The sequence below is a fragment of the Streptomyces rubrogriseus genome, assembly GCF_027947575.1.
Classification (GTDB): domain Bacteria; phylum Actinomycetota; class Actinomycetes; order Streptomycetales; family Streptomycetaceae; genus Streptomyces; species Streptomyces rubrogriseus.
Window position 1 is genome coordinate 3071430 of sequence record NZ_CP116256.1, and the last position, 19893, is coordinate 3091322.

At 74.1% G+C, this 19893-nt stretch carries 20 protein-coding genes; 10 read left to right on the forward strand and 10 right to left on the reverse strand.

Going from position 1 to position 19893, the window contains the following annotated elements; all coding sequences use genetic code 11:
* Position 1: 1 nt before the first annotated feature.
* Both Sru02f_RS14070 and Sru02f_RS14075 read right to left on the reverse strand, forming a co-directional pair.
* Complete coding sequence (locus Sru02f_RS14070; protein ID WP_109030359.1) at positions 2–547, reverse strand: tripartite tricarboxylate transporter TctB family protein; 546 nt, start codon at positions 545–547, stop codon at positions 2–4.
* A complete protein-coding gene (locus Sru02f_RS14075; RefSeq protein ID WP_164271625.1) occupies positions 544–1530 on the reverse strand; it encodes a Bug family tripartite tricarboxylate transporter substrate binding protein in 987 nt (328 codons plus the stop codon). Before Sru02f_RS14075 ends, Sru02f_RS14070 begins: the two co-directional genes overlap by 4 nt.
* Before the next feature lie 360 nt (positions 1531–1890).
* On the opposite strand from Sru02f_RS14075, the gene Sru02f_RS14080 reads away from it, so the two are divergent.
* Together Sru02f_RS14080 and Sru02f_RS14085 are read left to right on the forward strand one after the other, a co-directional pair.
* Positions 1891–3537, forward strand: coding sequence for a sensor histidine kinase (locus Sru02f_RS14080; RefSeq protein ID WP_109030361.1), 1647 nt, complete (start codon positions 1891–1893; stop codon positions 3535–3537).
* Positions 3534–4325: a response regulator gene (locus Sru02f_RS14085; RefSeq protein WP_109030362.1), complete on the forward strand. Its 792-nt coding sequence runs from the start codon at positions 3534–3536 to the stop codon at positions 4323–4325. Before Sru02f_RS14080 ends, Sru02f_RS14085 begins: the two co-directional genes overlap by 4 nt.
* Here the strand turns inward: Sru02f_RS14085 and xdhR are convergent.
* Positions 4288–4878, reverse strand: coding sequence for a purine salvage operon transcriptional regulator XdhR (gene xdhR / locus Sru02f_RS14090; protein ID WP_109030363.1), 591 nt, complete (start codon positions 4876–4878; stop codon positions 4288–4290). The two genes, Sru02f_RS14085 and xdhR, sit on opposite strands and share 38 nt — an antisense overlap.
* 189 nt (positions 4879–5067) lie before the next feature.
* Between xdhR and Sru02f_RS14095 the strand changes: the two genes are divergently transcribed.
* The 4 genes from Sru02f_RS14095 to Sru02f_RS14110 are packed head-to-tail and all read left to right on the forward strand — an operon-like array spanning position 5068 to position 9953.
* Entirely contained in the window at positions 5068–5670 is a 603-nt protein-coding gene (locus Sru02f_RS14095) for a 2Fe-2S iron-sulfur cluster-binding protein (protein ID WP_109030364.1), read from the forward strand.
* Positions 5667–6659, forward strand: coding sequence for an FAD binding domain-containing protein (locus Sru02f_RS14100; protein ID WP_109030365.1), 993 nt, complete (start codon positions 5667–5669; stop codon positions 6657–6659). Before Sru02f_RS14095 ends, Sru02f_RS14100 begins: the two co-directional genes overlap by 4 nt.
* Complete coding sequence (locus Sru02f_RS14105; RefSeq protein ID WP_109030366.1) at positions 6656–8803, forward strand: xanthine dehydrogenase family protein molybdopterin-binding subunit; 2148 nt, start codon at positions 6656–6658, stop codon at positions 8801–8803. Before Sru02f_RS14100 ends, Sru02f_RS14105 begins: the two co-directional genes overlap by 4 nt.
* Entirely contained in the window at positions 8796–9953 is a 1158-nt protein-coding gene (locus Sru02f_RS14110; protein WP_109030367.1) for an XdhC family protein, read from the forward strand. The genes Sru02f_RS14105 and Sru02f_RS14110 overlap by 8 nt, the downstream gene beginning before the upstream one ends.
* A gap of 82 nt (positions 9954–10035) precedes the next feature.
* Here the strand turns inward: Sru02f_RS14110 and Sru02f_RS14115 are convergent, their stop codons facing one another.
* From Sru02f_RS14115 to Sru02f_RS14130, 4 genes are read right to left on the reverse strand one after another with little or no spacing between them, the layout of a single operon-like run.
* On the reverse strand, positions 10036–11811 hold the full coding sequence (locus Sru02f_RS14115; protein ID WP_109030368.1) for a glycoside hydrolase family 15 protein: 1776 nt from the start codon (positions 11809–11811) through the stop codon (positions 10036–10038).
* Between the two features lie 10 nt (positions 11812–11821).
* Positions 11822–12679 carry a polysaccharide deacetylase family protein gene (locus Sru02f_RS14120; RefSeq protein WP_174855021.1) on the reverse strand — a complete coding sequence of 286 codons (858 nt, stop codon included), beginning with the start codon at positions 12677–12679 and terminating at the stop codon, positions 11822–11824.
* A 39-nt stretch (positions 12680–12718) separates the two neighbouring features.
* The gene (locus Sru02f_RS14125; RefSeq protein ID WP_109030370.1) at positions 12719–13627 is read right to left on the reverse strand and encodes a DMT family transporter; all 909 of its coding nucleotides are present in this window, start codon (positions 13625–13627) and stop codon (positions 12719–12721) included.
* 16 nt (positions 13628–13643) lie between these two features.
* Positions 13644–14498, reverse strand: a complete 855-nt coding sequence (locus Sru02f_RS14130) for an SDR family NAD(P)-dependent oxidoreductase (RefSeq protein ID WP_109030371.1) — start codon at positions 14496–14498, stop codon at positions 13644–13646.
* A 185-nt stretch (positions 14499–14683) separates the two neighbouring features.
* On the opposite strand from Sru02f_RS14130, the gene Sru02f_RS14135 reads away from it, so the two are divergent.
* The 3 genes from Sru02f_RS14135 to Sru02f_RS14145 all read left to right on the forward strand — a co-directional run bounded on the left by Sru02f_RS14135 (position 14684) and on the right by Sru02f_RS14145 (position 16883).
* Entirely contained in the window at positions 14684–15838 is a 1155-nt protein-coding gene (locus Sru02f_RS14135) for an MGDG synthase family glycosyltransferase (RefSeq protein ID WP_109030372.1), read from the forward strand.
* A gap of 122 nt (positions 15839–15960) precedes the next feature.
* On the forward strand, positions 15961–16347 hold the full coding sequence (locus Sru02f_RS14140) for a DUF2267 domain-containing protein (protein ID WP_167469362.1): 387 nt from the start codon (positions 15961–15963) through the stop codon (positions 16345–16347).
* Positions 16348–16391: 44 nt separating this feature from the next.
* Positions 16392–16883, forward strand: a complete 492-nt coding sequence (locus Sru02f_RS14145; RefSeq protein ID WP_109030374.1) for a DUF1360 domain-containing protein — start codon at positions 16392–16394, stop codon at positions 16881–16883.
* A gap of 66 nt (positions 16884–16949) precedes the next feature.
* Here the strand turns inward: Sru02f_RS14145 and Sru02f_RS14150 are convergent, their stop codons facing one another.
* Positions 16950–17348, reverse strand: coding sequence for a DUF5997 family protein (locus tag Sru02f_RS14150; RefSeq protein WP_109030375.1), 399 nt, complete (start codon positions 17346–17348; stop codon positions 16950–16952).
* A gap of 58 nt (positions 17349–17406) precedes the next feature.
* On the opposite strand from Sru02f_RS14150, the gene Sru02f_RS14155 reads away from it, so the two are divergent.
* On the forward strand, positions 17407–18243 hold the full coding sequence (locus Sru02f_RS14155) for a LysR substrate-binding domain-containing protein (protein ID WP_109030376.1): 837 nt from the start codon (positions 17407–17409) through the stop codon (positions 18241–18243).
* A 117-nt stretch (positions 18244–18360) separates the two neighbouring features.
* Here Sru02f_RS14155 and Sru02f_RS14160 read toward each other — a convergent pair whose 3' ends face one another.
* Together Sru02f_RS14160 and Sru02f_RS14165 are read right to left on the reverse strand one after the other, a co-directional pair.
* A complete protein-coding gene (locus tag Sru02f_RS14160; RefSeq protein ID WP_109030377.1) occupies positions 18361–19101 on the reverse strand; it encodes a DUF4142 domain-containing protein in 741 nt (246 codons plus the stop codon).
* A gap of 83 nt (positions 19102–19184) precedes the next feature.
* Positions 19185–19892, reverse strand: a complete 708-nt coding sequence (locus Sru02f_RS14165) for an HAD family hydrolase (RefSeq protein WP_373103715.1) — start codon at positions 19890–19892, stop codon at positions 19185–19187.
* Position 19893: the final 1 nt, after the last annotated feature.

Sequence of the window (19893 nt, forward strand, 5' to 3'; positions counted from 1 at the left end):
GTCAGAGCACTCCCATCAGCGGACCGCCGGGCAGCGGCACGCCGAGCAGCTTGTCGAAGACGACATAGGTGATCAGGGACAGCACCGCGGCGATCAGCGGATCGCGGTCCACGCGGCGGCTGCCGAGGGCGAAGGCGGCGCCCCAGAAGAGCAGCGCCCCGGCCACGGGGAAGCCGGCCGGCTCGATCAGGGCGGCGGCGCCGAGGAAGATCCCGGACAGCAGCAGCACCGTGCGCCAGTCGGCCGGTTCGGACAGGTCGACGTCCTCGCCGCCCTCGGCCTCGCCCCGGCCGCCGCGCAGCACGTCGACGGCGAGCAGCGCGGCTATCACCAGCAGGCCGACGCCCACCACGACCGGCACGGTCTTGGGGCCGACCGGGCCCCGCTGGGTGATGTCGACGTCCATGGCGAGCGCGTCGGTCAGGACGAGCACGCCGAGCGCCAGCAGCAGGACGCACACGCCCAGTTCGGAGTGGTCGCGCAGCCACGAGCGCCGGCCGGCGGCCGCTTCCCCGGGCTCCTCGGTGAGTTCGGTCCGCGTCGTCACAGCCCCAGCTCCTTCAGCACCGACACCACGCGCTCGTCCTGGGCGTCCAGGAAGTCGCCGAACTCCTCACCGGTCAGGAAGGCGTCGTCCCAGCCGTTCTGGTCCATGGACTTCTTCCACTCGGGGGAGTCGTGCAGTTCCTCGACGAGGCGGGTCAGCTTGTCGCGCTGGGCCTCGGACAGACCGGGCGGAGCGACGATGCCCCGCCAGTTGGTGAAGTTCACGTCGTAGCCGGACTCCTTGAGCGTGGGCGCGTCCTTGAGGTCGTCCACCCGCTCGGGACCGGTCACCGCGAGCACCCGCAGCTCGCCCGCCTTGATCTGGTCCAGGTACTCGCCGACGCCGGAGACCCCGAAGCCGACCTTGTTGCCGAGGATCGAGGCGAGCAGCTCGCCGCCGCCGTCGAACGGGATGTAGTTGACCGACTTCGGCTGGATCCCGGCGGCCTGCGCCATCAGCATCGGCGCGAGGTGGTCGGGTCCACCCGGGGACGAACCACCGCCCACCGGGATCTTCCCCGGATCCTGTTTCCAGGCGTCGATCAGCTCGTCGATCGTCTTGTACGGCGAGTCCTTGCCGACCACGACGACGTCCTGCTCCTCGGTCAGCCGCGCGATCGGCGTGGTGTCGGCGAGGGTCTTGGGCGCGTGGTTGGAGCGGACGGCGCCCACGACGCCGAGACCCATGGACATGGCGAGCTTGCCGTTGCCGTGCTCGCTCACCAGCCGGCTCAGGCCCACGGTGCCGCCCGCGCCGGGCAGGTTGAACACCTCGATGTTGTGGGTGAGCCCGGCGTCCTCGGCGTTCTTCGCGGCCGTGCGGGCGGTGATGTCGTAGCCGCCGCCGGGCGTGTTGGGAACCATGAAGCGCAGGCCCGGAATCTGGGTGCCGGAGTCCGAGTCGTCGCCCGAGGAGAGCAACGGCGGTCCGGCCAGCACGAGCACGGCGGCCCCTAGCAGGGCAAGGGGGGTGCGCAGGCGCACGTATGACACCACCTGTCGGTTGGGTAGTTCGTTGGGGAGGCCCTGTGGGGGAGGGTGACGTGGGCCACATGGTGCCCGCGCGCCTGTCCCGTGTCTTCCTTGCGGAACCAAGGGAGGTTGTGTTCATTGCGGTCGCCGAGACCGCGTGACCGGTTCAGGGCGTCGCATCGCTGTCGGGTCGCCGTTTCGGGGCGTCACATCGCTGTCGGGTCGCCGGTTCATTGCGAAGCAGGCACATCCCTTTCCCTCGCCGCAGGTGGGCGCCATGATGGCGACCCGGCACACCCACCGGTCAGCCCGCCGGTCACCGCAATCCCGTCCCCGCCCCCCGCCCCTCCGTGAGCCGAGAACGAGTCCGCCGTGGCCCCCACCTTCCGCCGTCAGACCCTCGCGGGCGAGATGCTGGTCCTCCAGCTCGCCATCGTCGTGGTCGTCCTGCTCGCGGTGGCCGCCGTCTCGCTCGCCCAGTCCAAGGCCACCTTCAACCGCGTCGAGGGCCGCCGGGTCACCGCCCTGGCCGAGCAGCTGGCCGCCACGCCGCTGGTGCGCAGCCAGCTGCTGCGGCCGGTGCCGCAGGAGGCCCTCGCCCCGCTGGTCAACTCCACGCAGACACAGTCCGGGGTCACCTCCGTCACGGTGGCCGACGCCCACGGCCGGGTCGTCAGCTCCACCGACCCCACGCTGATCGGCGCCCGGCTGCCGCGCGCGAAGGGCGCCGGTGCCACGAGCGGCTGGTCGGGGCCGCTGACCGTGCAGGGCAGCCGGGAACTGGTCGCCCAGGTCCCGGTGCTCGGGGCCACCCGGCAGACCCTCGGCCGCCACCTCGGCACGGTGATGGTCGGCGAGGCCGATCCCACCGTGTGGCAGCGGCTCAGCGGCGCCTCCTCCTACCTCCTCGCCTACCTCGGCGTCGCCAGCGGTCTCGGCGTGGCCGGTTCCTGGCTGCTGGCCCGGCGGGTCAAGCGGCAGACCCTCGGCCTGGAGCCGCGCGAGATCGCCGGCCTCGCCGAGCACCGGGAGGCCATGCTGTACGGCATCGCGGAGGGCGTCGTCGCCCTCGACCCGCAGCACCGGCTCACCCTGGTCAACGAGATGGGCCGGCGTCTGCTCGACCTGCCCGCCGACTGCGTGGGCCAGAGCCTGGACGGCCTCGGCATCGACGGGCGGCTGCGCGACGTCCTCGCGGGCGCCGCCCGCGAGGCGGCCGAACCGCGCGACGAGGTCGTCGTCCGCCACGGCCGGGTCCTGGTCATGAACCGTATGACCGTCACCAAGGACGGCCGCCCGCTCGGCTCGGTCACCACCCTGCGCGACCGCACCGAACTGGCACGTCTGGAGCGGGAGATCGGCTCCTTCCGCTCCACCTCCGAGCTGCTGCGCGCCCAGGCCCACGAGTTCGCCAACCAGCTGCACACCATCTCCGGCCTCATCCAGATCGGTGAGCAGGAGGAGGTGGTGCGCTACGTCCGCGGGCTCAACCAGCGCCGCCAGTCCCTGGACGTCACCCTCAGCCGCCGGGTCCGGGACACCGCCGTGGCCGCGCTGATCACGGCGAAGTCCTCCCTCGCGGCCGAGCGCAGGGTCGCGCTGCGCGTCTCGGACCGCACGGCGCTGGACCGGCTGGAGCCGGCCGACGCCGCCGACGTGGCGACCGTGGTCGGCAACCTCGTCGACAACGCCGTGGACGCCGCCGCGGCCCCGGGCGACGCGCCCGAGGCCTGGGTCGAGGTCGAGCTGCGGCAGGACGCCGCCAGCGTCGAGATCGTGGTCCGCGACTCCGGGCCCGGTGTGGCGCCCGAACTGGCCCAGGAGGTCTTCTCGCACGGCTTCACCACCAAGGCCGCCCGGCAGGGCGAGCGCGGCATCGGCCTGGCGCTGACCCGGCTGGTCTGCGAACGTCACGGCGGTGAGATCTCGGTGACCAACACCCCCGAGGGGGCGGTGTTCACCGCACGCATGACCGTCAGCCACCTCACCGACGCGGTGGCGGAAGGAGCAGCACCATGACGGCTACGAGCGGCACGCCCGACGCGACCGCCCCGACCGCCGCACCCCTGGAGACGTCCCCGGGCGCCGCCCCGATCGGCGTGCTCGTCGTCGACGACGACTTCATGGTGGCCCGCGTCCACCGCGCGTTCGTCGAACGGGTCGAGCCCTTCCGGGTGCTCGGGGTCGCGGGCACCGGGGAGCAGGCGCTGGCCGCCGTCGGGGAGCTGCGCCCCGACCTGGTGCTGCTCGACCTGTACCTGCCGGACGTCTTCGGCCTCGACGTCATCCCACGGCTGCGCGCCGCGGGCCACGACTGCGACGTCATGGTCATCAGCGCCGCCCGGGAGGCGGACGCGGTGCGCGGCGCCGTGCGGCACGGCGTGGTCGACTACCTCCTCAAACCCTTCGAGTTCGAGGACCTTCGGGTCCGGCTGCAGCGCTACGCGGTCCAGCGGGGCCGGCTGCTCGGCACGGTGGTGCGCAGCCAGGCCGACGTCGACCGGGTACTGGCCGGGGCCGCGGCACCGGCCGGGCCGGCCCCGGGGCTGCCCAAGGGCATGAGTGTGGAGACCGCCGAACTCGTCGAGCGCGCCCTCCGCGGGGCCGACGGCACCCTGTCCGCCAGCGAGTGCGCGGCGCTGACCGGCATCTCCCGGGTCAGCGCGCGCCGATACCTGGAGTACTTCCACACCGTGGGCAGCGCGGAGGTGTCCCTGCGCTACGGGGTCGCGGGACGCCCCGAACGCCGCTACCGCTTCCGGGGCGCGGTCACCGGCCCGGAGCTCCGGCGCGCAGGCCGTCCATGACGAGGTCCAGGAACCGGGTGACCCGCGGCTGCCAGTTCTCGCCGGGGTCGATCAGCCACAGCCCGCCGAGGACGAGGAAGAAGTCGTCCCCGGTCACTCCGGGCCGAATCGTGCCGGCCTCGTGGTTGGCACGGAGCAGGAGTTCGGCCGCGTCCTCCAGCGGGGTGGGGCGCGGCTTCTCCGGCGCCCCGGGTGCGCTGGTGACCAGCCGGATCGCGTCGGCCAGACCCGCCTTGGTCATCGCGAACTCGGCGAGACGGTCCATCCACTGGCGCAGGGCCAGGTCGGGTTCCCCGGCGGCCAGCATCTCGGGTGCCGCCTCGGCCACCTGCTGCATCCCGTAGCGGTAGATCTCCAGGACGAGCGCCTCGCGGTTGGGGAAGTTGCGGTAGAAGGTGCCCTGCCCGACGCCCGCCTTCTTGGCGATGGCGCTCAAGGGGGCGTTCGCGCAGTGCGTCAGCTCCTCCGTGGCCACGGCCAGGATGCGCTCGCGGTTGCGCTGGGCGTCCGAGCGCAGCGGAGTGTCCGGCTTGTCCTTCTTCGGCTGCGGCACTCGTCCTCCTTTCGGGTTCGTGGCCGAATCCCGACCTTGCTAAGCGGACAGCTGTCCGTTACGTTTTCAGTGAATGGACAGTTGTCCGGTTGTCCGCCCACTCTACCGGCGGACAGCGGCCCCCCCCACCCATGCACCCACTGCCTACAGCCAGTTTTCCCGGTATCCAGACACCAAAGAAGGCTGATCATGGCCCCAGTACCCCCGTCGACGTCCAGCGCCGTCACCCTGAACATCAACGGCGAGAAGCACCAGCTGACCGTCGACCACCGCACCACCCTGCTCGACGCCCTGCGCGAGCGTCTCGACCTCACCGGTACCAAGAAGGGCTGCGACCAGGGGCAGTGCGGCGCCTGTACCGTCCTGGTCGACGGACGTCGCGCCGTCTCCTGTCTGAACCTCGCCGTCGCCGCCGAGGGGCGTGAGATCACCACCATCGAGGGCATGGCCGAGGGCGACCGGCTGCACCCGGTCCAGCAGGCCTTCCTCGACCTCGACGGCTACCAGTGCGGCTACTGCACCCCCGGCCAGATCTGCTCGGCGATCGCGGTCATCGAGGAGCACGCGGCCGGCTGGCCCAGCGCCGCCACCGAGGACGTCCGCCCCGAGGCCGGGCCGCCACCCCTGACGCCCGACGAGATCCGCGAACGGATGAGCGGCAACCTGTGCCGCTGCGGCGCCTACGTCTCCATCGTCCAGGCCGTCACCCGCGCCGCCGAGGCCCACCAGGCCGCGGCCCAGGACGACGACCGTGCCGACCAGGACCTGACCACCGAGGAGACGGCCGCATGAGGGAGTTCGGATACCAGCGCGCCGACGACGTCTCCGGCGCGGTGGCGCTGCTCGCCGCCGACCCGGACGCCCGCTTCCTCGGCGGCGGCACCAACCTCGTGGACCTGATGAAGACCGGCGTCGAGCGTCCCGCCCGGCTCGTCGACGTCCGTGAACTCCCCCTGGACGCCATCGAGGAGACCGCGGACGGCGGACTGCGCATCGGCGCCACCGTCACCAACAGCGACCTCGCCGCCCATCCCGAAGTGCGCCGCCGCTACCCGGCACTGACCCAGGCGGTCCTGGCCGGTGCCTCCGGCCAGCTGCGCAACATGGCCACCGTCGGGGGCAACCTGCTCCAGCGCACCCGCTGCGGCTACTTCACCGACCTGAGCAAGCCCTGCAACAAGCGCGCCCCCGGCAGCGGCTGCTCCGCGGTCACCGGCGAACACCACAACCACGCCGTGCTGGGCGCCTCCGACCACTGCGTCGCCGTGCACCCCTCGGACATGGGGGTGGCCCTCACCGCCTTCGACGCCGTCGTCGGCTACGAAACCCTCGACGGCCCCGGCGAGTTGCCGCTCGCCGACTTCTACCTCCCCGTCGGGGACACCCCGCACCGGGAGACCGCACTGCCGGCCGGCGCGCTGATCACCGGAGTCACCCTGCCGCCCGCCCCGGTCGCCGCCCGCTCCCGCTACCGCAAGGTGCGCGAGCGCGCCTCGTACGCCTTCGCGATCGGCTCGGTCGCCGCCGCGCTCGACGTCGAGGACGGCGTCGTACGCGAGGCCCGGCTGGCCTTCGGCGCGGTCGCCTCGCGGCCCTGGCGGGCCCGCGCGGCCGAGGCCGTCCTCACCGGCGCACCGGCCGACGGCGACACCTTCGCCGCCGCCGCGGACGCCGAACTCGCGGCCGCCAGGCCGCTGCCCGACAACGGATACAAGGTGACCCTCATGCGCAACCTCGCGGTGGCCGTCCTGACCGAACTCGCCGAGGAGACCGCCCGATGACCACCGCCACGACCGGCCGTACGGCGCTCCGGGGCGTCGTCGGCACCGCGCACACCCGCGTCGAGGGCCGCGACAAGGTCACCGGAGCGGCCCGCTACGCGGGCGAGATCCCCTTCGCCGACCTCGCGCACGGATGGCTGGTCCTCTCCACCGTCGCGCGCGGCCGCATCCGCTCCCTCGACACCGAGGCCGTCCTCGCCATGCCCGGCGTGCTCACCGTCCTGCACCACGGCAACGCCCCGCGCGTCGACACCGACTACGTCGGCCTCCTCGGCATCCCGCCGGACCCCACCGCCGCCGTCTTCCAGCAGGACCGGGTGCACCACGTGGGCTGGCCGGTCGCCCTCGTCGTCGCCGAGACGTCCGAGCAGGCCCGGGAGGCCGCCGAGGCCCTCGTCGTCGCCTACGACGAGGAACCGCACGACACCGCCCTCACCGCCGACCACCCGGGGGCCCACCCGGCCGGCGGGGTCATGCCCGGCGAGACCGCCAAGGGCGACCTCGCGGCCGGACTCGCCGCCTCCGCAGTGGTCGTGGACGAGGAGTACACCACTCCCGAAGAGCACCACAGCATGATGGAGCCGCACGCCGCCACCGCCCGGTGGGACGGCGGCCGGCTGGAGGTCGTCGACTCCAACCAGGGCACCACCTGGATCCAGACCGAACTGGCCAGCCTGTTCTCCCTCGACGCCTCCGCGGTACGGGTGCGCTCCGAGCACATCGGCGGCGGCTTCGGCAGCAAGGGCCTGCGCGCCCACCAGGTCGCCGCCGTGATGGCCGCGACCGAACTGCAGCGGCCGGTGCGCGTGGTCATGACGAGGCGGCAGATGTTCTCGCTGGCCGGCTACCGCAGCCCCACCCTCCAGCGCGTCCGGCTCGGCGCCGACGCCGACGGCCGGCTGCGCGCCCTGGAGCACCGCTCGCTGAACCAGACGTCCACCGTCTACGAGTTCGTCGAGCCCAGCGCGGGCGTGGCCCGGGTCATGTACGACGCCGAGGCGCACCACACGGCCAACGAGGTCGCGCCCCTCGACGTGCCGTCGCCGACGTTCATGCGCGCGCCGGGCGAGGCACCGGGCTCCTTCGCCATCGAATCGGCCCTCGACGAACTCGCCGAGCGCGGCGGCATAGACCCCATCGCCCTGCGCCTGCGCAACGAACCGGAGGTCGGCCCGGTCTCCGGTCTGCCCTTCAGCAGCCGCAACCTGGACGCCTGCTTCCGCGAAGGAGCCCGGCGGTTCGGCTGGGCCGGGCGCGACCCGCGACCCGGCGTTCGCCGTGACGGGCGCTGGCTGCTGGGCACGGGCACCGCCGCCGCCTCCTTCCACTCGGGTGCCGGTCCCTCCACGGCCGTCGTGACCGCCGAGGCCGACGGCGGGTTCACGGTACGGATCGCCGCCGCCGACATCGGCACCGGCGCCCGTACGGCGCTCACCCTGGTCGCCGCCGACGCCCTCGAGGTCGCGCCCGACCGGGTCCGGGTGCGCATCGGTGACAGCGACTTCGGCCCCGCGATGATCGCGGGCGGCTCGATGGGCACGCGGTCCTGGGCCTGGGCGGTCACGGAGGCGGCCCGCGAACTGCGGGAGCGGCTGGCCCTGGGCACGACGATCCCGCCGGAGGGCATCACCGTACGGTCCGACACCACCGCCCTGCTCGGCGCCCTCGCGCAGAAGGAACGGCACTCCTTCGGCGCGCAGTTCGCCGAGGTCGCCGTGGACACCGCCACCGGCGAGGTGCGGGTGCGTCGGATGCTCGGCATCTTCGCGGCCGGCCGGATCGTCAACCCGCTCACCGCCCGCAACCAGCTCGTCGGAGGCATGGTCTGGGGCATCTCCATGGCCCTGCACGAGGAGGCGGTCCGGGACCGGACGAGCGGCGGCCTCTACGCCCCCGACCTCGCCGGCTACCACGTGGCTACCAACGCCGACGTGGGCGACATCCAGGCCGACTGGGTGGACGACCCCGACCCCGACGACCCGGTCGGCATCAAGGGCGTCGGCGAGATCGGCATCGTGGGCGCCGCGGCGGCCGTCGCCAACGCCGTCTGGCACGCGACCGGCGTACGCCACCGCAACCTGCCGATCCGGCCGGACCGGGTGCTGTCGGCGGTGCCCGCGAGCTCGGGAGCGGCGGATGCTTGACATCGCCGAGGAGCTGGACCGCTGGCTCGCCGAGGGCCGGGAGTTCGCGGTCGCCACCGTCGTCGCCGTGGGGGGCAGCGCGCCGCGCGGTCCCGGCGCCGCCCTCGCCGTCGACAGCGCGGGCACCGTGATCGGCTCGGTCTCCGGCGGTTGTGTGGAGGGCGCGGTGTACGACCTGTGCGCCGACGCCCTGCGCACCGGGGAGACGCTGCGCGAACGCTTCGGCTACAGCGACGAGGACGCCTTCGCGGTCGGACTGACCTGCGGCGGGATCGTCGACGTACTGGTCACGCCGGTCGGCGCCGACGCGCCCTCGCGCGAGGTGCTCCGGGCGGCGCTGGCCACGGCCGCCCGGAGCGGGACCGCGGCCCTCGCCCGGGTCGTCGAGGGTCCGCCCGAGCTGCTGGGCAGGGCGCTGCTCGTCCGGCCCGACGGTTCGCACGCGGGAGGCCTGGGCGGCCACCCCGACCTGGACCGCACCGCGGCCGCCGAGGCCGGTGCCCTGCTGGACGCCGGGCGCACCGGCACGGTCGGACTCTCGGAGGACGGTTCGCACTGCCCCGGCGGGCTCACCCTGCTCGTCGAGACCAGCGTGCCGCCGCCCCGCATGATCGTCTTCGGCGCGGTCGACTTCGCCGCCGCGCTGGTGCGGGCCGGGAAGTTCCTCGGGTATCACGTCACGGTGTGCGACGCCCGGCCCGTCTTCGCCACCCCGGCCCGTTTCCCCGAGGCCGACGAGGTCGTCGTCGACTGGCCGCACCGCTACCTGCGGGACACCCCGACCGACGGGCGCACGGTGCTGTGCGTGCTCACCCACGACGCCAAGTTCGACGTGCCACTGCTGGCGGAGGCGCTGCGGATGCCGGTCGCGTTCGTCGGCGCGATGGGCTCGCGCCGTACCCACGAGGACCGCGACCGCCGACTGCGCCAGGCCGGTCTGAGCGGGGACGAGCTGTCCCGGCTGCGTTCACCGATCGGCCTCGACCTCGGCGCCCGTACCCCCGAGGAGACGGCCCTGTCCATCGCGGCGGAGATCGTCGCGGCCCGCCGCGGCGGTACGGGCGTCCCGCTGACGGGCGGGGCGGCACCGATCCACCGGGAGGCGGCGGGGCGGCCCCCCGAGGAGAAGGCGAGGGAAGCGGCTGCCTGAAAAAGGGAGGGAAGCGGCTGCCTGAAGAAAGGGAGGCGGCTGCCTGAGGAATCCGGACAGGGCGGTCGCCCGAGAAGGAGGCTCAGGGCAGCGCCGACTCGCCGGCCAGGCGCACCGAGCACTCCAGCAACATGGCGTGCACGAAGGCCTGCGGGAGGTTTCCGCGGAGCTGGCGCTGGCGCACGTCGTACTCCTCGGCGAACAGCCCGGTCGGCCCGCAGGCCGCGCGGGTGCGCTCGAACCAGCGGAACGCGTTCACCCGGTCGCCGACCCGGTGCGTGGCGAGCGCCATGGCGAAGCCGCACAGCAGGAAGGCGCCCTCGGCCTCGCCCAGCGGCACCCCGGGATGTTCGAAGCGGTACAGGTACCCGTCCTCGGACAGGCGGGATTCGACGTAGGCGCGGGTGGCGGCGTCGCCGTCGTCCCCGAAGGTGCAGCCGCGGGCCATCGGCACCAGCAGCGCGGCCTCGGGCCCGTCGTCGTCCTCGGCCCGCCGCCAGCGGCCGTCCGCGTGCAGGCACCGACGCCGGGTCTCCCGCAGCACCGTGTCGGCGAGGTCGGCGCACCGGCGCCCCGCGACCCCGGGCAGCACCTCGGCCATCCGCCGCAGACCGCACACCACGCTCAGCCGGGAGTGGGTCCACCACCGGTCCTCCAGCTCCCACAGACCGGCCTCCGGCTTCAACCACTGCCGCTCGACGACGTCCACGGCGACGGCGGCGGCCCGTTCCGCCTCGTCGGTCAGGCGGTCGTGCGCGGCCGCCGCCGCGAACAACTGCAGCGCCTCGCCGAAGGTGTCCAGCTGGAACTGGGCGCCCGCGTCGTTGCCGACGTGGTCGTTGCCGCCGGGATAGCCGGGCAGCCGCAGGGAACGCTCCTTCCCGACCGGCCGCCCGTCGACGGTGTAGGCGGGCCGCACCCGGTCGCCGTCCGCGAGGATGCGCTCGGCGACGAAGCGCACGGCGTCGTCGACCAGCGGGTGCGGCCCGTGCGCGGCGACCGCGAGAGCGGCGTAGCACTGGTCGCGCAGCCACGCGTAGCGGTAGTCGTAGTTGCGCCCGCTGTTGGCACGTTCCGGCAGGGACGTGGTCGCTGCGGCCACCATCCCGCCGGAGACGCTGGTCAGCCCGTGCAGGACGGCGTACGCGTGCCGGGCGTCGCGGGGCGCGACCAGCCGGGAGCAGTCGGGCACGGCCCGCCGCCACTCCTGTTCCGTGGCTCGCCACAGCGCGTCGGCGTCGAGCGGTTCGGTCTCCCGCCCCGAGGACAGTTCGAGGACGAGGTCGTGCGTCTCGCCCTCGCGCAGCCGGAATTCGCCGCGCAGCCCCGCCTCGTCGCGCCACACCGCGTCCGGGGCCCCGGCGAGCCGCATCCGCAGCCCCTGCGCCCCGGCCGTCCACACCCCGTGTTCCCGCCGGCGGTCGCCCATCCGGACCTGCCCGAAACCGGGCCGCGGGTCCAGGTCCAGGTTGAGGCGCGCCTCGCCCCGCTCCACCCGCATGCGGCGCAGCAGCACGAGCCGGTCCGTGCGGGCCGGCAGGGCCAGCGCCTCGCGGCACTCGATCACACAGTCGGCGGTCACCCACCGGCTGATCCGGATCAACGTGCCCTCCTCGTAGGAGCCGCCCCAGACGTGCCAGGGGTCCGCGGGCTCCACCGTGAAGTGCCCGGCCCCGCCGATCAGCGCGGAGAACACCGCGTCGTCGTGCCACCGCGGGGCGCACAGCCACACGATCCGGCCCCGGGGGTCCAGGACGGCACCTCGTTCACCGTCGGCGAGCACGCCGTACTCGCGCAGGGCCCAGGGCGGACAGGACGTGTCCGGTGCCGCCGTGCGCCGATCGTCGCTGTCGTTCATGACGCTACGGCTATCCCGGCGCCGGTGACCGAAACGACGACGCCGTCCCTGCGGTCCCCGTCGCCCCTGCGGTCCCCGCCGTGCCCGCCGTCACCGTCGTCCCCGCCGCCGCTGCCGTTCCCGGCGTCCCCGTGGCCCCACCTGCGCCGTGCTCGCCCAGCGGGCCCACCGCCAGCCCCGCCTCGCGGCAGTCGCGCACGATGTCCGGCAGCGCGCCGAGCGTGGCCCGCCAGCTGCCCGGGGCGGAGGCGTGGTCGGTGTCGTGGAGGAGGACCGTGCCACCCCCGCACAGATCGGCCGCGACGGTCGCGCGTACCGAGGCGGGCGTGGCGTCGTGCCGCCAGTCCTTGCCCCACGCCGTCCACAGCACGGGGCGCAGCCCGGCCCGCCGGGCGGCCGCCCAGCGACCGGAGGTGAGGATCCCGTAGGGCGGCCGGTACCAGCGCGGCACACGTCCGGACACCTCGTCCACCACCCGGACGGCACGCAGCAGCTCGCGCGTGTCCCGCGCCGGCGACGGCCACCAGGGGCGGTCGTGCGTCCAGCCGTGGACGGCGAGTTCATGTCCGCGCCGGACCAGCTCACGGGTCAGCGCTGGGTGGCGTAGGGCGTTCTCGCCCAGGACGAAGAACGTGGCCCGTACTCCGAGTCCGTCCAGCGCGTCGAGGAACTGCGGCGTGGACGCCGGGTCCGGGCCGTCGTCGAAGGTGAGCGCGACATGGCCGGGGCTGCCCCGGCCGGCCAGGCCAGGGAACCGTCGGCGGCGCAGTTCCGGCAGCCAGGTCGCGGCCGGACCGATGTGGGCCAGCGCGGCGGCGACCGGAGCGAGGGCGTACACCGCCCGTCCGGTGGGAAACGCGTGACGCATCCGTGGTGCCTCCGGTCCGTTCACCCAGCTCCGTCCTGGTCACCGCTTCTCCGCCCGCGCGGGACCGTCCCGAGCTGCCGGGGCCGTGTCCCAGGCGCCGTGCACCGACGGTGCCCGGGCCAGCCCGACGCTGCCGATGCCGATCAGCGCCACGCCGATCAGCTCGGGCAGCACCCGCACCCCGAGCAGGATCTCCTCGCCGAACAGGGCCCAGCCCAGGGCGACGCTGGTCAGCGCGTCGCCGAGGGTCAGCGCGGGCTGTGAGGCCGCGAGGGTCCCCGCCCGCAGGGCGCTCTGCAGCAGCAGGAAGCTGGCCACGCCCAGGACGGCCGTGGCGTACGGCGGCCACTGGGTCAGCACCTCGCCCACCCCCTGGGAGAGCCGCCCGGTGAGTTCCTTGAGCAGCGCCGCCGTACCGCCGAACCCCACCGCGGACGCCGATCCGAACAGCGCCGCGCGGGGCGCGCCGTGCACCAGGCTGCCGACCGAGGCGAGGACCGTCATCAGGACGAACAGCGCCAGCCCCGCCCAGACCCAACGGCCGGCGGTGGCGGTGTCGTGACCGGGCGCCGGGGCGGCCGCGCCCAGGAACAGTGCGAGCCCCACGGCCAGCGCCACGAACGCCAGCCACGTCCGCGAGTCCGGACGCCGATGGAAGACCACACTGCCGACCACGAGGGTGAACAGCAGTTCGGTGGCCATCAGCGGCTGGACGACGGCCAGGCTGCCCACCGCCAGCGCGGCCGCCTGCAGCACCGTCGTCAGCGCGAGCAGCGCCGCCCCGCCGACCCAGTACCGGTCGCGCACCAGCCGCAGCAGTGAGCGCAGCATCGTGTGCCGGGCCCCCGCCCGGTCCTCGTCCTGCGCCGCGGCCCTGCGCTGCAGTACCGACGCCGCCGCGTTGGACAGCGCCGCGAACAGGGCTAGGACGACGGTGAGGACACTCACCGCGGCGTGCTCCCGGTCATCCGAACCGTGCGGCCAGCCGCCGGTACAGTCCCGGGGCCGCGCCCCGCACCCGGCAGGGCAGGCGCAGCCACGAGGGCACGTACACCTCGTCCCGGCCCCGCAGCACCGCGGTCCGCACCGCCTCGGCCACGCGCTCGGGAGGTACCGGGCGCGGCCTGGACCGCCGGTAGGGGGCGCCCCGGCGCTCGAAGAACGGGGTGTCGACGACGCCCGGCACCACATGGGTGACGCCGACGCCCGTGCCCCGCAACTCGTAGCGCAGCGAGTCCGCGAAGGCACCGATCGCGGCCTTGGCGGCGGAGTACACGGCCTCGTCGCGCACCGCGACACTGCCCGCCAGCGAGCCGATGAGCACCACCCGCCCCGACCCCGCCGCCACCATCCCCGGCAGCAGCAGCCGCACCAGCCGCAACGTGGCCAGCACGTTGATGTCGAGCACGTCGTCGATGGTGCGCGGGGGCATGTCCAGGAACTCCCCGGCCCAGCCGACCCCGGCTCCCGCCACCAGCAGATCCACCGGCCCCGCGGTGGCCAGCGTGAAGTCGGTGAGCTGCCGGCCGGCGCCGGGGAGGGTGAGGTCCGCGGCGAACGCGGTGGCCGACGTGTCGTCGGCGACCTGGCGCAGCCGCACCGGGTCGCGGCCCGTGAGCACCAGCCGCCAGCCGTCCTCGTCACCCAGACGGCGGGCCACGGCCGCGCCGATGCCGGAGGACGCCCCCGTCACGAGCGCCGTACGGGTCCGCGGGTCCCGGTGTCCGACGGGCTGCCGCCGGGGCCTCGCACGGTCCGCGTCGGGTGCGACGACCTGCGGTCCGGGGACGGACCGGGGACGGGAGAACGCATGGACCATGGGGACCACCTTGGCTCGGGGCGGGCACCGGGAAGCGGCCGACCTCGCGGTCGGGCTCCCGGCATCCGGCCGGACGGGCGGTCACGGAGTATCCCCCAGGGGCCGCCCGAAACGCCCGCTTGTGCGATGGTTTGGAACCCGTGGCACCGGCAACTTGGTCCGTCGTGCATCCTCGCAGCTCATCAGTGCCCCGGCGCCCCGGCACCCCGCGCGGCCCGCAGGGCGGCAGACGTCTGCTGGTGATCAGCGCGAGCATGGGTGCGGGCCACGACACGGTCGCCGCCGAACTGGTCCGGCGGGCCCGGGAACGCGGTGACACCGCCCAGACCGTCGACGTCCTCGCCCTCCTGCCGTACGGCCTGGGCACGATCCTCAGGTGCTTCTACCGCGGGTCCGTACGGCACTTTCCGTGGGCGTACGCCGCCCTCTACCGCCTCTTCCTGCGACCCGGCGCCGGACGCCGGCCGAGCGGGACGCCCCTGGCCCGGCTCGCCGGAGACCGGCTGCGACAGTTGGCCGCACGCACCGGCGCGGACGTGGTCGTGCCCGTCTTCCACCTGGGTGCCCAGCTCACCGGGCACCTACGGGACCGCGGGCTGCTGCCCGTGCCCAGCGTCGTCCTCGTGATCGACTTCGAGCTCCACCGGCAGTGGCTGCACCCCGGCAACGACCACTGCCTGTGTCTCACCGAGCAGGCGGCGCGCGAGGTGCGGGGGAGCACCGGCACTCCGGCGGGAACGTGCGGTCCCGTCGTGGCGCCCGAGTTCTCCGCCGACCACGTTCCCGGGGCGGCCCAGTGGAGGGAGACTTTCGACCGGCTCGGCCCCGGGCGGCCCGCCGTGCTGCTGTCCGCCGGTGCCTGGGGCGTCGGCTCGCACCTGGACGCCACCGTCCGGCACCTGGCCGACCACGGCTATCTGCCGGTCGTGCTCTGCGGCGACAACCGGCGGCTGCGCCGCACGCTGTCCGGCACACCCGGTGTCCTCGCCCTGGGCTGGGTGACGGACATGCCGGGCCTGCTGCACGCCGCCCGTGCCCTGATCGACAACGCGGCCGGTCAGACCGCCGTGCAGGCGCTCGCGGCCGGACTGCCGGTCGTGGGCCATCGCCCCATACCCGGTCACGGCGCGGACGGCGTCCGGCGGATGGCCGCGCTGGGCGTCTCCGAGGTCGCCGAGGACCGGACCGCGCTGCTCGAAGCCCTGGCGCGGCTCACCGCACCCGGCCGGGACCGGCGCCGGCGGATCGCCGCCGGACGCGCCCTGTTCACCGGCAACGCGGACGCCCTGACACTGGTGACCGACCTCGCCGACGCCGCACGTGCGGGCGTACGGCGGTGAGAGAGCGCCGCGAGCACGGCGGGGGAGCGAGGCGGGGGAGCGAGCGGGGAGCTTACGCCCGTTTTCCCGGACGTACACAGGGCACCCGCCCGGGGCGCGAACCGGCACAAGGAGGCGACGCCGTGCGGCTCGACGAGTTCCTCACCAGGGTCCGCGACCGCGGTGAGTTCCACGGCGACGACGAGGCCGAGCAGGTCGCCACGGCCGTGCTGTGGGTGGTCGCGTCCCGCATCCCGCCGGGGGAGGCCGCCGACCTGGCCCGCGACCTGCCCGCACCCCTGGACGACGCGCTGCGCCTGGAACGCGGGCGCCCCGAGACCTTCGGGCGCGAGGAGTTCCTCCGGCGGGTGGCCCAGCAGACCGGTGCCCGGCCGCGCACCGCCGAGTGGGACGCGGGCGCCGTGCTGTCCACCCTCGCCGAGGCCGTGCCCCGTGAACGCCTCGACCGACTGCTGGCCGACCTGCCCGCCGACTGTGCCGACCTCTTCGGCGGTCCGGCACCCCACTGAGAGCGGCCCCGGAGAGACAGGGCACCGAGACCGAGGAGACACCCATGACGGACGTTGAGCAGCGCTACGCCGACGGCGAGGAGACACCTCTCCTCGGGTACGCGGCGCTGGCCACGACCTTCGCGGCCGCTGCCGGCGCGTTCACGGTGACGGCATGGCGCCGTGGGGTCCGGCTGCCCGACTCCGTCCCCGCCTGGGACGTGGTCCTGCTGGGAACGGCGACGTTCAAGGCCTCTCGGCTGCTGACCAAGGACAAGGTCACCAGCTTCCTGCGGGCCCCCTTCACCCGCCGCGAACGGGAGGGCAACGCCAACGAGGTGATGGACGCCGGGCGCGGGACCGGTCTGCGCCGTGCCGTCGGTGACCTGATCTCCTGCCCGTTCTGCACCTCCGCCTGGGTGGCCGGCGGGCTCGTGGGCACCTACGCCGTCGCGCCCAGGGCGGGGCGGCTGGTGTGCGCGGGCCTGAGCGCGGTCGTGGTGTCGGACTGGCTGCAGTACGCGTGGAGCCTGACGGCGCAGAAGGCCGAGGAATGAGCCGAGGAAGGTGCCGGGGAACGAGCCGGGCAGGGAACGGAACGAGGCCCGGGGCCGGGCGGCCGGTCAGTCGCGCTCGGCGCGCTCCGCCCGCTCGGCGTGCAGCTTCTTCACCCGGACCGCCTCCTTGCGCACGTCGGCCTGGACCGCCTGCTCCCGCTCCAGCCACTCCGGGCGCTCCTGCTTCAGGGCGTCGATCTGCTCCGTGGTCAGCGGCTCGGTGACCCCGCCCCGGTGCAGGCCCGCGATGGAGACGCCCAGCTTCGCCGCCACCACCGGCCGCGGGTGCGGACCGTCGCGCCGCAGCTCGCGCAACCACGCGGGCGGGTCGGCCTGGAGCGCGTTCAGCTCGGCACGCGTGACGACGCCCTCCCGGAAGTCGGCGGGTGTGGCCTCGAGGTACACACCCAGCTTCTTCGCCGCGGTCGCGGGCTTCATGGTCTGGGTGTTCTGGTGCGACGTCATGCGGTCAAGGGTATCGATCGTGTGAGTGGCTCCCGACCACGACCGGTAACCTGGCCGGGTGACAGGCTCGGAAGCTCCCCCTTCGTTCCGGCTCGCGTACGTCCCGGGGGTGACGCCCGACAAATGGGTGCGCATCTGGAACGAGCGGCTGCCGGACGTCCCCCTCGCCCTGACCCAGGTCCCCGCCGCCGAAGCGGCGGGCGTGCTGCTGGGCGGCGACGCCGACGCCGGGCTCGTACGCCTGCCCGTCGACCGTACGGCGCTCAGCGCCATCCCCCTCTACACCGAGACCACGGTCGTGCTGGTCCCCAGGGACCATCTGGTCACCGCGGCCGACGAGGTGACCGTCGGGGACATCGCCGACGAGATCGTGCTGCACCCCCTGGACGACGTCCTGGACTGGGAGCGGCTGCCCGGCAGGCCCGCGCTCGAGCGCCCGGCCACCACCGCGGACGCCGTCGAACTGGTGGCGGCCGGGATCGGGGTGCTGCTCGTGCCGCTGTCGCTGGCCCGCCTGCACCACCGCAAGGACCTCACGTACCGCACGGTCGCGGACGCCCCGGAGTCGAGCGTGGCCCTGTCCTGGCCCGAGGACGCGCACACGGACCGGGTCGAGGACTTCATCGGCATCGTCCGGGGCCGGACCGTCAACAGCACCCGGGGCCGACAGCCGGAACCGGCGGGCTCCAAGGGCGGACGCACCGAAGGGGCCCCCTCCGCGCGTCGCAAACCGGCGGCCGGGAAGGCGGGCGGCAGGACGGGCGGAGCCGCGGGCGGCAAATCCGGCGGGAAGCAGACCGGGAGTGCCCGGCGCGGCACCGGCGGCAGCCACCGGGGCGCGAGCGGCGGCAAGGGCAAGGGCGGCGGACGCGGCGGCAGGCCGCGTCAGCGCTGACCCCGACGGCGGACCGGCCACCGCCGGTCCTCGGCGGACCGGCCACCGCCAGCCCTCGGTGGACCCGTCACCGGTCGTCGGCAGACCCGCCACGGCCGACCCATCCCCCCCAACACGTCAGCGGACCGTCGGGCTGGGCGTCGGTGCGGAGGTGTTGACCTCGAGCCCGGGCGGCGCGGTGAGCGAGAGCACCGGCTCGCCGGGCTGCGGGGCCGGCGGTGTGAGCTGTGCCTTGGGCAGGTTCGGTGGCGCGGTCTGCTGGAAGTTGACCTGGTCGAAGTTGACCAGCCCGGTCTTCTCCAGCACGGTGATGTGGTCGAGGACGGTGTCGTTGGCCTGGTCGGCGAGCTGCCGCACCAGGGAGTTCTTGGTGTTGGCCCGGATGTTGGCGATGGCCGGGAAGATCTGGCCGTGCGTGATCCGCATGATGTTGACCGCGGTGGTGTCGAACTGCTTGCCCGTCGTCCCGTTCACGGTCGAGACGAACTGCTGCTGCTGCGGTGAGGCCAGGTTGGGCAGGGTGATGCCCAGCTCCGGTGCGATCCTGCGGCAGGTGGCGTCCAGCCGGGAGTGGCCGACGACCAGGTGCTCACCGGCCTCCTTCATCTCCGGTGTCGTCCCCCGCTCCATGGCCATCAGCCCGAGCGGATGCTCCCACAGCCCCGCGGCACGCACCTTCACCACGAAGTCCCGGTCCTGCTCGGTGAGCGGCCCGTACCGCGTGTTGGTGACGACCCGGGCCTGGTCACTGCCCGCGTTCTGCACCCCGAGCATGGCCGGGTAGGCGAGGGCGGTGAGGGTGAGGACCAGGGCACCGGCCACGAAGGCGGTCCCTGCCGTGGTGCGCGTGATGCGCATCGTGCCTCCTGGGGCGAAGACAGGCTCGGACACCAGGAGATACGGATTCGAGAAGCGATCTGATCACCGTTTCGAGCACTTGCTCATATCGTTTCCCCCACATCGTTTCGGTCGGTCCGCAGCCAGTCGTGTGCCGCCCGCGCGGTGAACTCCTCCTGGCCACCGCGCACCAGCAGTTCCGCGGTGGCGAACTCCGGTGCGTCGGCCTGCCCCGCGACGTACGGGATCGCGATGCAGCGCATTCCGGCCGCGTGCGCGGCGGCGGCACCGGGAGCGGCGTCCTCCAGCACCACGCAGCGGGCCGGGTCCGCGCCCAGCCGGCGGGCGGCCTCCAGGAAGACGTCGGGGGCGGGTTTGCCGCGTGCCACTTCGTCGGCCGAGACGACCGTGCGCAGGTGTGCGTCCAGGCCGGTGCGCGCCAGGATCGTCGCGATGGCCTCGGGCGAGGATCCCGAAGCCACCGCCATCGGTACGCCCTCGCCCGCCAGCAGTTCGACGAACTTCCGCATCTCGGGGTACGCGCGGGCCGAGGTGCGGGCGAGCCCGAGATAGTGCCGGTTCTTCACGGCGAGCAGTTCCCCGACCGTGGCCCGCAGCCCGTACCGCCGCTTCCAGTCGGCGACCGTCTCCTGGGTGCTGATGCCCACGTACGTCTCATGATCGGCCCAGGTGAAGTCCGGGACACCGTACTCGGCGAGGGTGCGCCGACCCGCTTCGTAGTAGTTCGGCTCGCTGTCCACGAGCGTTCCGTCGAGATCGAAGATGACCGAGATGCCGCCCCGGGGGCCCATG